Source organism: uncultured Sphingomonas sp. (assembly GCF_964243315.1).
GTDB lineage: Bacteria > Pseudomonadota > Alphaproteobacteria > Sphingomonadales > Sphingomonadaceae > Sphingomonas.
The window spans coordinates 1-13810 of sequence record NZ_CAXTEM010000033.1 but is presented as its reverse complement, the minus strand read 5'-3'; the positions used below and the strand labels follow the sequence as shown (position 1 = coordinate 13810).

Genomic DNA, 13810 nt, shown 5'->3' with positions numbered 1-13810 from the left:
AAGTTCTTCCCAACGTTCAAAGCGCAGTGGTGTTCATCTGGATCAGGGCGACGTCGATCGGGCGCCAGCTGCAGGACGGCGGCCCGCACTGCTGACATCGCAATCTATATGCTCCAGGCGCCGGACCGTCGCGATAAGTGCTGAACTGCGATGCGTGCATCACCATCGATGCGTGTTGCCTAGAGGAAGCTCCAAGTTCTACGCACTGTTATGCAACGTCCTCGCCTTACGGCTCGCCAGCTAAGCTATTTCGTGGCCTTGGCCGAAACCGGCGGCTTCACGCGCGCCGCCGAACGGATGGGCGTCTCGCAGCCCTCCCTTTCCCAACAGATCCGAGCATTGGAAGACGTAATCGGTGGCACTGTCGTCGAGCGTGGCGGAGCATCAATCCTGACTCCGCTCGGGCGGGAGGTTCTAGATCGGGCAAGGCATATTCTGATTGGGATCGCCGATTTGGAGAACGTTCGTGCCGTCGTCGACGACGGGCTCGTCGGAACAATCCGCCTCGGCGTTTCTCCAACACTTGGGCCCTACATCCTGCCGTCTCTGGTCGCGCGGCTGCACCGAGAGCATCCGACGCTTCGTGTCCACATTCGTGAAGGGCTGCCGGATGCCCTCGCGCTGGGGCTAAGCCATGGCGACCATGATCTGATCCTGGCACAACTGCCGGTGCCGGGTGCAGGCTTCCATTGCGAACGGCTGTTTCGCGAGCCCCTTCACCTTGCGATGGCCAATGACCATCCGCTTCATCGCAAGGCGACAATAACGCAGGCGGATCTGGCCGGGCAGCCATTGCTGACGTTGCTACCAGGATATCGTCTCGCAGAGCAGGCAGCCGCGATTGCAGCCGAAACCGGCGCTATTCTTCAACGAGACTACGAGGGTACCAGCTTGGATGCGGTCCGCCAGATGGCAGGGATGGGTGTTGGCCTGACGCTCCTTCCAGACCTCTACGTTCGACAAGAGGTAAGAGAAGACGACGACGTAGTCGTGCGGCCGTTCGAGGGGGGACGCTACTATCGAGAGATCGGCCTTTTGTGGCGGATCGGCGCTGGCCGCGCTCATGCCTTCCAGCTTCTCGCCAATTATCTGCGAAGCGCTGGATAGGAATATCCTTTGGCAAGGATAGGTCCAGGTGCATTGTTCCGATGCTGCTAACGTATAGGGTGCGCTGGTAGTAACCCGAAGACGAGGCTCGGCATGGCGGCAAAGCGACTGGGTTTCAGGGAAGCGGCTACGTGGCTGTCAGAGATCATCGGTCCGGACGCCGCATATATCCGGCTCGGTGTAGTCTACACCATCGCGATCAGCCTGCTATCGCTGGCCACTCCGATATCTGTCCAGCTGCTGATCAATAGCGTCGCATTCACTGCGCTGCCGGCACCGCTGTGGACCCTGTCCGGAGTGTTGCTTTTGCTGTTGCTGGTGGTGGCAGGGCTCAGCGCGTTGCGTGTGTATGTGATGGCACTCTTCGAACGACGCGTGTTCGCACGCGTCGTTCGCCAGTGTCCGCTCGCGAGACAGTGACCAGGTCAAACTGCATCGCGCCTCGGGCAGACTGCTCGATCGAGAACAGCGACGCGCACATGATCTCGTTGAGCGGCCAGGTCGGGAAGCGATCTGCGGCGTCGAAATTGGCGGCCGCGCAAGCTTCCATGTCGGGGATGGTCTCAATGTCGAATACGATATTCTTCATGGTGATCTCTTCGTTCTTGGGTTTCGGTAAAGGTGGGGAGTGACGCCGGGCGGGCGTGATCGTCGCGGGCGGACGCCAGCAGCTCGTCAGGCGGGGCCGCCCAATTGGGCCCGATGATCGTCCCACATCGTCGCGAGCATTTTCTGTGCGCGAGGAAAGCACAACGCGTGTTCGTACGCGCCAAGTCCCATGGGTCCGAGCTTGCGAGGACCCATCATTGCGAGGTGAACATGGACGAGAGACCCACAAGCGGCCATTCCCAGGCACACCGCTGCCACGCAGAAGCGAACGTTCATTCACGTAAGTGTCGATGTAGTTGCGCTAGGTTCTTGCGCCCGGTCCCTTCAGTCGGACGTTCGCATAGGCAATCACGACAGGAGTACCGATGACGACTTATCCGCTCAGCGAGCCAGCAACTATCCTTCCCCTTGAAGCCGGCAAGAACGCAGCATCACTAGCGATCGGTCGCGGCACGCTCGAGGAGTGTGCGGGCATTGTCGGCGACTTACCGGTGGACGAACGGCAGTCGATTGCCATCCAGATGGACGACATGGATCTTCGCTTCGATCCCGAGGACGTCGAAAGCCTTATACGATTCTTGCACAATGAAGAGCCTGGCCTCACCGACAAAGAGATCGCGAACATCAAGAGCTGAGGGTGGAAGTGACAGTGAGATGATCGCGAGCTTCTTCGATGCGCGAAAGCGCGCCCGGGCTTCAGCAGACTAGACGCTCCTCATATCGTCGAGCAGTTGGGACCTGGCCTGTGAACGAATGGCCGGGTTCGGGGAGCGGCAAACTATTGCGGAGCGGTAGATTGTGGGCCTTAGCTACCGGTCTGCTTGCGTCCAGGAAGAACCAATCCCGGCCATTCATGCTCGCTCTCCAGCATCCGGAACCGGCCGTTCATTCAGGCAGGATGCTACAACAGGAATCGGAGCGGAAACGGCCGGCTGCTATCCACCAGAGCTGGCACAACGTGCCCTGCCTCGCCAGTCGAACGATCGACTGCTTACCGCTCGCCTGACCCTAGAATTGATTAGCTCAGCACCTGCTCTCCTAGCCCAACGAACGCCCACCTACCGCCAGTCACGGTCAAAACAGGTCGACGATTTGCTTGAGCACGGCGAAATGCCGCGCATGACAGACGCTGCGTGTAGATCCGACCTTTGTCGCCTTCGTCGTCCTGGACCGACTATCCCGATCGACCGATTTGTACGCCTTTAAGGCCGGACGTGCGCCTGGATAGGCGAGCCTGCTGATAATCACCGCTGTTGCTGAGCTGCTTGCCAGGGCCTTGGATGGGGCTGGTGGACGGTGCGCAGCAGGACTCAGACCGTAAGGCAGTTCGCGTGGGGTCGAGGACACTTCAGGGTTTCTCAGCAGGCCTGCCTATGCCGGTCGACTGACTCTTCTCCTGAGGTGAGTCGCTTTGCCCAGACGACGCTGCAAAACAGGAGCCCGATGACGGTGTTAGCGATAAGGGGCACCGCAGCGGCTGGCATTGCCAGCAGCGAAGCAGCGATGAAGATGCCCGTTCCCTCCTGACGGACCAAGTGCGCATATATCAAGGCGCCTTGGTCTCGCGTTTCCAGGCGGCAGACTCGACCTAACGCAGTCGCGATAACAACGGCAGCCACGTCGATCAGCAGTATCGCCACGATAAGCTGGGTCGATGCACCAAGGAGGATCTCGCGATTGTCGATGATTATCCAGGCGAGGACCGCGGCCAGCGCGGGCGTAGTCACTCGGCCGAGCGGACGCGACAGACGCGCGGCCTCGGTCGGATCGCGCAACGCCAGCAGCGCTCCTGCCAAGGACGGCAGCACCGTTACAATAAGGATCTTTCCCAGCAGGAGGTTCGCCGGAAGGGTGAGATGATTTACCGAAGCGCCGGTGAACCGCAGCAGCGTGACGATCAACGGTGGGGCGAGCAGCAGATAGATGATACTCGTGCACAGTGTGAGCATCACGGCCAGCGCAACGTTCTGCCCTGCACGCGCCGCCACCGGGCCGGCCAGCAATCCGACGGGCGAGATGGCGAGCAAGATCAAGCCTGCCCTAAACGCGGGATCGCCATCGAACCCCATGGCGACCGCAACCCCCGCCGCCGGCAACAGGATTGCAACGCCCGCTATGCCCGCGAGCACTGGTCTCCATTTCAAGTATTCGAACGGTTTGGATTGCACGCGCAGATCCAATCCAACGCCGAACATGATCAGCGCCAGAAGGCTCGGAAGTATGGCACCCTCGATCATCGCGCCCCCAAAGCGTTCAGCCGTGTCGCGGCGCAATGCCGTATATTACTGGCAATCACTTGCGCGCCTCGCATCAGCACGTTCAGAACGTGGCGGGCAAGCAGAAATTCATAGATGCGCGCGGCTTTCGAAACGCGGACGTTCGATCAAAATCGCCTTTGGTTCAGCAACATGCGTGCGTTCGCCGGTCACGAGGGGCGTGCAGTCGCTTTCCGGCGCGCCGTTAAATACAATAGCTCGCGGGTGCGCTCGATACCGAGCATTTTGCGCTTCAAAACTACGTAGTCGGTCGCACTGACCGCCCGCCTACAATGTAGCCGCTGGGGCTGATGATTCTCTGTCCAGCAAATCAGCGGCTAACTCGCATCCGAACGCCAACTCCTCGAGAGGTTCAAATCTGCCCCCTGGGGCTAATCGATCGGTCGGCCCAGCCCCGTGCTGCGCCGCGGATGCTCATAGTTTACGTGCATTTGAACGCTTCACGAACACGCGGGTGTGTGTTCGTCAGGTCACGTTACGCTTCAAGTTGCTACCGATTATCTGCAACGTCGCCACGAACCTTTGCAACTCGTCATGGTCCAGCCCACGGGTTGCCTCGACGAACAACGGGGCGACTAGTGGGGTCAACCTATCGAGCAGACCGTGCCCTTTGGCGGACATCCGAACGTCCGTCGCTCGACTGTCCTCGTCGCTCTGGTCGGTTTGGACGAGAGCCATTTCGCGCATCCGATCGACGATCCGGCTCACCGTCGACCGCTTTATGAGCGCCATATCGGCCAGGTCAGTCATCCGGCATGGCTGATGATCACGCAGCACGGTCAGTATGCGATAGATGGACTTATTGACGCCCTGTGTGGCGAGCGCCTGCTCCATTGTTTCATGGTACATGTAATCCGCATGAGCGATTAGATAGAATGGCGAAGTCGCCAGTCGAAATGCGTCGCTCGTGGGATCGAACACCCTGTTCCTGGCCAACCCGTCTGGTCCTCTCGTAACGTCAACATCGGCCTTTACCGCCCTTCGTTCTACTTGCTGGCCGGCCGCTCCTAAGTGCCCGCCTCGCGCGACCCTCTGAGGACGCCGCCTTTTTCGTAAGCAGCCACGACCCAAGAAGAAACAGCGAAAACAAGGCTTGACACTTTTATACATTTACGTTCATTTTCACGCAAGTTGTCAATTGCGGCGGTCTTAGCGGGGTTCTTATGGGCAGGTGGAAAGTGGCACGCCGGTTGATGCTGGCCGGCGGGGCTGCCCTGCCGATGCTGGCCAACGGCGCGATGGCGCAAGCCCCATCGCAAGCGCAGATGGGCCAGCGGATGGCACAGTCGACCGTTGATGCGCCTATCGTGCCGATGAGTGACGTCGAGCAGGAGAAGCCAGCAATGCCTGCGATCCTGCAGGTCCGAGATCGAGCTAGGCTGCAAAACGCGATACTCGCCGATCGGCTGGAACAAGTGGTGCCGACGCTAATGCGCTCACAGAAAATCGACATGTGGGTATTGATGGCGCGCGAGTATTTCGAGGAGCCGGTCGTTGCGACGATGCTCAACTCGGAAAGCCTGCACGCCCGCCGCCGCACGATCCTGATCTTCTTCGATCCCGGTCAAGGCAAGCCGATCGAGCGGCTTACAGTCAGTCGCTATGGGCTTGGTGGACTATTCAAGCCTGTGTGGGATCCAGACAAGCAGCCCGATCAATGGAAGGCGGTTGCCGACATCATCGCTGCCCGCAATCCGCGGCAGATTGCGATCAACACGTCGGCGGTCTCCGCCTTTGCCGACGGTATGACGCTCAGCCAATACAAGGAGATGATCGCCCCTCTTCCGGAGGCGACGCGCGCCCGGATCGTGCCAGGCGACAAACTGGCAATCGGCTGGCTGGAAACACGCACGCCGATGGAGATGCGGATCTATCCAGGCATTCTGCGGCTAGCGCACTCGATCATCGCGGACGCCTTTTCACGCAAGGTCGTGACTCCCGGGAAGACATCTACCGACGATGTAGTCTGGTGGTACCGTCAGCGCCTGTCCGACTTGGGCCTGGTCCCCTGGTTTCAGCCATCGGTCGGCATTATACGCCAAGGATCGAAAGACATGCTGGAGGGCGATGCCCCGATCATGCCGGGTGACATGCTCTGGACCGATTTCGGCATCACCTATCTGCGACTGAACACCGATACTCAGCACCTGGCCTATGTTCTCAAGCCGGGCGAAACTCAGGCGCCGGCCGGGCTGCGCAGCGGCCTACGCGCCGCCAATGCAGTGCAAGACGCGCTGCTGTCTTCATTCAAGGTCGGCGACAGCGGCAACACGGTGCTGGCAAACGCCCGCGCCAAGGCCATCGCCGCGAGGCTGAAGCCATCCATCTACTCGCATCCGCTAGGCTATCACGGCCATGCCGCCGGGACGGCGATCGGATTCTGGGACAATCAAAAGGGCGACGAGCGGGGCGAATATCCCGTTCATGCGAACACCACCTGGTCGATTGAGCTGGCCGCCTATTTGCCGGTGCCCGAGTGGGATGGGCAGGAGGTTCAATTTCGCAGCGAGGAGAACGCCTACTTCGACGGCACATCGGTTCGGTTCCTCGACGGGCGACAGACGGAAATCACGCTCATCCCGAGCGAATAGCGGCGTCGTGACAGCATTTGGGGGAAGCGGGATGAAGAGGTTCAGCAGGGCAATCACGGCAGCTGCGGCGATCGCAATGGCAGTGACGTCGGCATCAGCCGACACCTTCCGTGTGACTATTCCCGCGGGTGGCGACGAGGCCAGCTACGATGGGCGTTTGATGGTCATCCTCACGCCTGACGGGAAGACAGAACCACGCTTTCAGACGCGCCCGGATTACTCCGGCGCGCAGATGTTCGGCGTCAATGTGGACGGACTGAAAAAGGGGGAGAGCGCCGCAGTCAACGGTACCGTACTCGGCTTTCCCGCGGAGAACATCGGCAAGGTCCCGGAAGGACGCTATCACGTCCAGGCGGTGCTGCATCGCTACGAGACCTATCGGCTCGGCAGCGGCAAGGTCGTCAAGTTGCCCGCACCGCGTGGTGCGGGCCAGAACTGGCGGTTGGAACCGGGCAACCTCTTCAGCACGCCGATAACAGTGGCGTTCAACCCGAACGGCACAAAGACGATAGCGCTTACCTTAGATAAGGTGAATCCGGCGATCACGGAGCCGAAAGATTCCGAGTTCATCCGGCATTTCAAGATCCGCAGCGAGAAGCTGTCGGCGTTCTGGGGTCGAGACATCTTTCTGCGCGGCCATGTGCTGGTTCCGAAGGATTTCGACAAGCATCCAGAAGCGCGGTACCCGCTCATGATCTTCCACGGTCATTTCCCGGCCGACTTCGGGGGCTTCCGCACGACTCCTCCCGATGCCGACCTGAAATGCGAACCCAGCGAGCGGTTCAACTTGCCCTGTTACAACCGCGACGAGCAACAGGAAGCTTACGACTTCTATCGCAAATGGGTGTCGGACAAGTTTCCGCGCTACCTTGTCGTCGAAATCGATCATTCGAACCCCTATTATGACGATTCCTATGCGGTTAATTCGGCCAACCTGGGTCCGTATGGGGACGCGATCACATACGAGTTCGTACCCGCGCTAGAGAAGCGATATCGGGGGTTGGGCGCGGGTTGGTCCCGATTCCTGTACGGCGGTTCGACAGGGGGATGGGAGGCTCTCGGAGTTCAGATCAAGTATCCGGACCAGTATAACGGCGCCTTTGCCGCTTGCCCTGATCCCATCGACTTTCGCCAGACGATGACGACCAACATCTACAAGGATGCCAACGCCTATCGCTACGAAGGGGCCTTCGGCAGCGTCGAGCACCCCGGCAAGCGCGATTATCTTGATCATGTCCCCTACACGATGGAGATGGAGAACCGCTGGGAACTCGTGATGGGTGACAAGTCGCGATCCGGCGGTCAGTGGGACATTTGGGAAGCAGTGTATTCTCCCCAAGGAGCCGATGGCTACCCTAAGCGGATTTGGGACAAGCGGACCGGTGTAATCGACCCGGCTGTCGCGGCCTATTGGCGCGAGAATTACGACCTCCGTCACATCCTTGAGCGGGATTGGCAAACGCTGGCGCCCAAGCTCCAGGGCAAGATCCACATCTATGTCGGCGATATGGACAATTTTTACCTCAACAACGCCGTTTATCTGATGGAGGATTTCCTGAAGAAAGCACAGCCAGCCTATGGCGGTGAGGTAGACTACGGCGACCGGCGCGAGCACTGCTGGGCGGGCGACCACGCCACGTCCAACGCCATCGGCCGCCTCCGATACAATACGTTCTACCTTCCGAAGATCCTGAAGCGGATTGAGGCGAGTGCGCCGAAAGGGGCCGATCTGAAGAGCTGGAGATACTGACGGCCGCAAAGGGCGCGGGATTATCCGACCAAGGAGGCGGGCGCACGACGTGCGTCCGACGGGAGAGGTGTATCCGGGGATGAATACCCGGCAACGCAACAATAAAGGGGTAAGACCATGACACGTGCCGTCCGTCGAACGATGCTGTTGACTACCACCACCATGCTCATCGCAATGGCCGCCGCGAGCGGTGCCAGTGCACAGGAAGTTCCCGTTGACCCCGCCGCGGCCGGTGCCGGATCAGCGACCAGCGACGTCGCCGACAGCCCAGACATCACGGTCACCGGATCACGCATCAGATCCGCCAATGCCGACAGTGTCAGTCCGATCATCCAGATCACAGGCGAAGAATTCGCGACCCGCGGCGTGACTCGCACCGAGGATCTGGTAAACCAGCTTCCACAGGTGTTCGCAGCGCAGGGCTCTGCGAATTCTAACGAGGCAACCGGCACGGCACAGGTCGACCTTCGCGGGCTTAGCCCGTCGCGCACGCTCGTACTCGTCAACGGAAAACGGCTTCCTTATGGCAGTCCGAAATCAACGCCCTCCGATCTCAACCAAGTGCCGACGGCGCTGGTCCGCAACGTTGAAGTCCTGACCGGTGGCGCTTCTGCCGTCTATGGCTCCGACGCGATCGCTGGCGTGGTGAACTTCAACCTGCTGGACGATTTCGAAGGACTGAAGCTGAACGCGGGCCTCAGCATTTTCCAGCATTCAAATGGCAACGACGAGCTCCGCGACCTGCTCGGGCGGAACGATGCGCTGGTTCCCGGCGCCTATCCCAAGCCGGACAAATCGGTTTGGAACGGCTTCACCCAAGATTACTCGATCGTCATGGGCAGCAACATGGCGGAGGGGCGCGGCAACATTACGGCCTATGCGACCTATCGCAAGATCCGGCCGATCCTTCAGGCCGACTATGATTACAGCGCCTGCGCGCTGGGTACGACCGGCACCGGCGGCGACACCTACTCGTGCAGCGGATCGGGGTTCAACTCACCCGCAAACTTTGCAAACACGGGCGGCCTTACGGGGGTGCCGACACAGTTCCGCGCAGACACCGCCAATTTCGTGTCAGGACGTCGCACCTATAACTTCGCGCCGGCCAATTATTACCAGCGCCCGGACGAGCGCTACACCCTTGGCGCGATCGGGCATTACGAGATCAGCGAGAAGCTCGTTCCATATTTCGAATTGAGCTACATGAACGACCGCTCGACCGCGCAAATCGCGCCCGGGACGGTGTCCGGCGGGATCTTCGGCAGCGCTGGCGGCATTAACTGCGACAATGCCTTTCTAAGCGCGCAGCAGGCCCAGTTCCTCTGCGGCGCGGCTGGACTATCGACGGCCGGCAACTATGACGCAGTCGGCAACTACACCGGTCCGGCAGCCATTGCGAACGGCATTCTTCTAAGCCGCCGCAACGTCGAGGGCGGCAACCGTCAAGACGACATCCGACATGCCACGTTCCGGATCGTCGGAGGCCTGCGCGGCCAAATAGATCCTGCGTTCAGCTATGACGTCTACGCCTCCTACGCGAACGTTAACTACAGCAGCCGCTTCACCGGCGATGCCAACCAGCAGCGCGTCGGCAACGCGGTCAACGCGGTTATCGACCGCCGAAACGGTTCGGCAACGTTCGGGCAGGCCGTCTGCGCGATCAATGCCGATGCCGTGTCTTCGAACAACGATGCCGACTGTTCCCCACTCGATTACTTCAGCGGCAATCCGGCCAGCGCCGCTGCGGTCGGGTATATCGCCGAGTCCAAGAGCATCATCGGCGACACCGGGCTGACGAACATCGTCGCATCGGTAAGCGGAGACTTAGGGAAGTATGGTGTTACGTCGCCGCTGGCGACCAGCGGCATCGGTATCGCGTTCGGGGTCGAGTATCGCAAGAACACGCTCGAGCTGCTGCCGGACGAAGCCTATCAGAACTCGCTCTCGCCGGAATTCCCGATCAGCGGGTCGACAACGGCCAAGGAGCTGTTCGCGGAACTCATCGTGCCGCTCATCGAACAGCGACCGTTCTTCGACCTGCTCTCCTTCGAGAGCGCCTATCGCTACTCGGACTATGACACCGGCTTCAAGACGCACACCTACAAGCTGGGTCTGAACTGGTCGCCGGTGCGCCCGATCCGCTTTCGCGGCAGCTACCAGCGGGCAGTGCGGGCACCTAACGTGGTCGAGCTCTTTGCTTCTCAGTCGCTGTTCGAGGTCGAGCTGACCGAACTAGCGAACGGATTGTACGACCCTTGCGCCGGCGAGACACCGTTCGCGACGCTCGCGCAGTGCGCACGCACCGGCGTCACCGCCGCGCAGTACGGCTCGATCATCGACAATCCGGCCGGGCAGTTCAACTCGCTGATCGGCGGCAACCGCGATCTGCAGCCTGAAGTGGCCAACACGTTCTCGGCCGGAGCTGTTTTCGAGCCGAGCTTCGTGCCGCGGCTGTCGATCTCGGTCGATTACTTCAGCATCAAGGTCAAGGATCTGGTCGGCAGCGTCAATCCGAACCTAGCGCTCGGCAATTGCCTTGCATCAGGTGACGCGTTCTTCTGCGACAAGATCGTTCGCGGCGCCGGCGGTACCCTGTTCCTCAACGACTCCGGTTACTTCGAACGATTCAACGTGAACACGGGCTCCCTCAAGACTAGCGGCGTTGACGTCTTGGTCGACTATCGCGTGCGGACCGACACGCTCGGCTCGATCAACTTCAACCTGGCTGGCACTTATCTGGCAGAGTATGAGACGGAGCCGCTACCTACGTCGCCATCGACTGACGTCTTCGACTGCTCGGGCCTGTATGCCGGACTCTGCGGTCGCCCTCGCCCCGAATGGCGGCACAAGATGCTGACGAACTGGCAGACACCTTGGGACGTCGGCATCGCGTTCACTTGGCGTTACGTGTCGTCGGTGAAGATCGCGCAGACCAGCGATCAGCCGGCATTGACCGGCAGCTTCGCCGCGCTGAATGAGAGACTGAACAGCCGCAGCTATTTCGACTTGGCGTTCAGCTTCGACGTGCAGGATAATATTCGTTTCAACTTGGGCATGAACAATATCTTGGACAAGCAACCCCCGCTGACCACTACGGCGGCTATCGAGGACGGCGGCAACGGTAACACCTATCCGCAGTTTTACGACGCTACGGGTCGTTACCTTTTCACCAGTGCCTCGTTCAAATTCTGACCATCAGCATGACCGGCCACCGCCCGGGCCAGTCATGCAACAGGAGAATGCCATGGTGCGGCTACTATTCCCAACGTTCGCCGCAGCAATTGGACTGTTCTCCGCCGCACCGATCGCGGCGGAGCCGACTGACGCGGACCGAACGGAAGCGCGGGCCTTGTTGAAGACGCTCGTCGCGATTCCCACTGCCAAAGGTCGAGGACAAGTTCCCGCGCTTATCGACGTTCTCGAGACCAACCTGACAAGCGCAGGCTTCTCCAAAGACGATATCGTCCGCCGGCCGGTCACGATCGACGGCGAGGTAACGATGGGGCTGATCGTGCGTTACAAGGGAAGCGATCCGAAGGCGCGGCCGGTGGCGCTGCTCGCCCATATGGACGTTGTCGATGCCGTGAAGGAGAACTGGGCGACAGATCCTTACACGCCGGTGGAAAAGCAGGGCTACCTCTACGGACGCGGCACGCAGGACAACAAGTTCGGCGTCGCCGTCCTGACCACCAGCTTTATGCGACTAAAGCGCCTTGGCTGGTTGCCTGAACGCGACCTTTTCCTGGCCTTTTCGGGTGACGAAGAAACCGGAATGCTGTCGACCCGTGCAGTCATTGCACACCCCTGGATAAAGCGCGCCGACTACGCGCTGAATTCGGACGCCGGCGGCGGATCGGTTACGCCGGATGGCAAGCCGATCGCCTTCGGCATGCAGGCGGCGGAGAAGACCAACGCGACCTTCCTGGTCACTGCGGCGAACCGAGGTGGGCATAGCTCGGTGCCGCGCACCGATAATGCGATCTACGATCTCGCTCGCGCGTTGTCGGCCATCGAAACGCTGCGCTTCCCGGTCAATCTAAACGAGGTGACGCGGGGCATGGTCGCCCGCGCCGCTGCTGAGAAGGGCGGCGAGCTCGGGGCGGCGCTCACGACCTTGCTACGGGATCCCTCCAACAAGGCCGCGATCGCCGTCACCAGGCGTTATCCCGAAACCAGCAACATCCTCTGGACGACGTGCGTTGCGACGATGCTTAAGGCCGGTAATGCGCCAAACGCCCTTCCGCAGAATGCCAGCGCTACTGTCAATTGCCGAATACTCCCCGGGACGAAGGTGGCTGATGTTCAGACCACGATAGCTGGGATCATCGCTAATCCTGCGATGCAGGTGAGGCTCGAGGGCGAAGCGGTCGAGAGTCCCGTCTCCCCGATACGTCCTGATGTCGTGGCCGCCTTACAGCTAGCGTTGTCGGGAACCTACGAGGGAGCAAGGCTGGCGCCGGTCATGTCGTCGGGAGGCACGGAAGGACGTGAGTACCGACGCGCTGGCATCCCGACTTATGGCGCAGGTAGTCTAGGCCTAGTGCTGCCAGAAGACTCGCGCGCGCACGGAACCGACGAGCGCATTCCCCTTGCCGCGTTCGATAGAGAGTTGAACTATTGGGAGATCCTACTGAAAGCAGCTGGTGGCGCACGAAGTGCAAAGCCGAACTGAACCAGGTACTTCCACCATTAAAAATCACGTGATCGTAGCCTGCACCTATCTGGTAACAAGGGACTTCTGAGTGCGCCGTCGGCCACCCCCACAGGAAGGGGCCCTCCGCCGCCGACGGGCGTCGGAGCCTGCGTCCTGCTGCTCGGACGACGAGCCGGTGCCAAGCGTCGTGGATCCGAGATCCGACCGGCCACTGTGCCCAAGCGGCACTGAACACCCGCCTGTGCAAGCTTCACCAAAACGACGCTTATGGACCAGCATCGAAAGGCCTCCCCGGCCAAACGACGCAACGGCCTGACAGGCTCGCCCTGGTGCCTGACCGGTCTTCCAGTGAAAATGTTCGCCACCCGAGCGGACAGAGCCGTATGTTCACCAGAAAACGATAGTTCGCCGCCGGTCCCGCCGCCTGAACGAACGGCCGTTTACGCTGACTGCAGCTTCAAGGCGGCCATTCTGCTACCCACCAAGGAAGCTGCGATGCGACCGCCACGCGGCAACTAGAACGGCCGATCCCCATCTCGCGCTACAAAGCCCCACCGATCGCTTGCGAGCATCTAGCAGCACGGTTGCCGCTGCAAAATACAGGTTCAGAAGGCGATGCCCCCACCTATGACACGGTGCCCCCTGCCGTGCCCCCGACGGCCATCGGATCGTGCCGGACTATCCCGGACTTCTTTGACCGCATTGGCCGAGTGCTTAGAGCAATTTACGCGAGGCCTAGACAGCCATGCAAGCGGTTGGACAACCAAGTGGCGGAGCGGGAGGGATTCGAACCCTCGATACGCTTTTGGCGTATACTCACTTT

8 protein-coding genes and 1 pseudogene are annotated in these 13810 nt (G+C 60.4%); 7 read left to right on the top strand and 2 right to left on the bottom strand.

Annotated features, from left to right (window positions below; genetic code table 11):
* Positions 1-210 precede the first annotated feature (210 nt).
* From ACFE77_RS10590 to ACFE77_RS10580, 3 genes and pseudogenes are all read left to right on the top strand, one after another.
* Complete coding sequence (locus tag ACFE77_RS10590) at positions 211-1107, top strand: hydrogen peroxide-inducible genes activator (protein WP_375421605.1); 897 nt, start codon at positions 211-213, stop codon at positions 1105-1107.
* Positions 1108-1200: 93 nt separating this feature from the next.
* Positions 1201-1506, top strand: a pseudogene (locus tag ACFE77_RS10585) (ABC transporter ATP-binding protein); the annotation flags it as partial.
* 575 nt (positions 1507-2081) lie between these two features.
* The gene (locus ACFE77_RS10580; protein ID WP_375421604.1) at positions 2082-2351 is read left to right on the top strand and encodes a hypothetical protein; all 270 of its coding nucleotides are present in this window, start codon (positions 2082-2084) and stop codon (positions 2349-2351) included.
* Between the two features lie 723 nt (positions 2352-3074).
* On the opposite strand, the gene ACFE77_RS10575 is transcribed toward ACFE77_RS10580, so the two are convergent.
* Both ACFE77_RS10575 and ACFE77_RS10570 read right to left on the bottom strand, forming a co-directional pair.
* Positions 3075-3989: a bile acid:sodium symporter family protein gene (locus tag ACFE77_RS10575; protein ID WP_375421603.1), complete on the bottom strand. Its 915-nt coding sequence runs from the start codon at positions 3987-3989 to the stop codon at positions 3075-3077.
* A 468-nt stretch (positions 3990-4457) separates the two neighbouring features.
* Positions 4458-4913, bottom strand: a complete 456-nt coding sequence (locus ACFE77_RS10570; protein ID WP_375421602.1) for a MarR family winged helix-turn-helix transcriptional regulator — start codon at positions 4911-4913, stop codon at positions 4458-4460.
* 257 nt (positions 4914-5170) lie between these two features.
* Between ACFE77_RS10570 and ACFE77_RS10565 the strand changes: the two genes are divergently transcribed.
* The 4 genes from ACFE77_RS10565 (at position 5171) to ACFE77_RS10550 (ending at position 13005) form a co-directional block, all read left to right on the top strand.
* The gene (locus ACFE77_RS10565) at positions 5171-6583 is read left to right on the top strand and encodes a M24 family metallopeptidase (RefSeq protein WP_375421601.1); all 1413 of its coding nucleotides are present in this window, start codon (positions 5171-5173) and stop codon (positions 6581-6583) included.
* Between the two features lie 31 nt (positions 6584-6614).
* A complete protein-coding gene (locus ACFE77_RS10560) occupies positions 6615-8333 on the top strand; it encodes a hypothetical protein (protein ID WP_375421600.1) in 1719 nt (572 codons plus the stop codon).
* Between the two features lie 117 nt (positions 8334-8450).
* Positions 8451-11525 carry a TonB-dependent receptor domain-containing protein gene (locus tag ACFE77_RS10555; protein ID WP_375421599.1) on the top strand — a complete coding sequence of 1025 codons (3075 nt, stop codon included), beginning with the start codon at positions 8451-8453 and terminating at the stop codon, positions 11523-11525.
* Positions 11526-11577: 52 nt separating this feature from the next.
* Entirely contained in the window at positions 11578-13005 is a 1428-nt protein-coding gene (locus tag ACFE77_RS10550; protein ID WP_375421598.1) for a M20/M25/M40 family metallo-hydrolase, read from the top strand.
* Positions 13006-13810 lie beyond the last annotated feature (805 nt).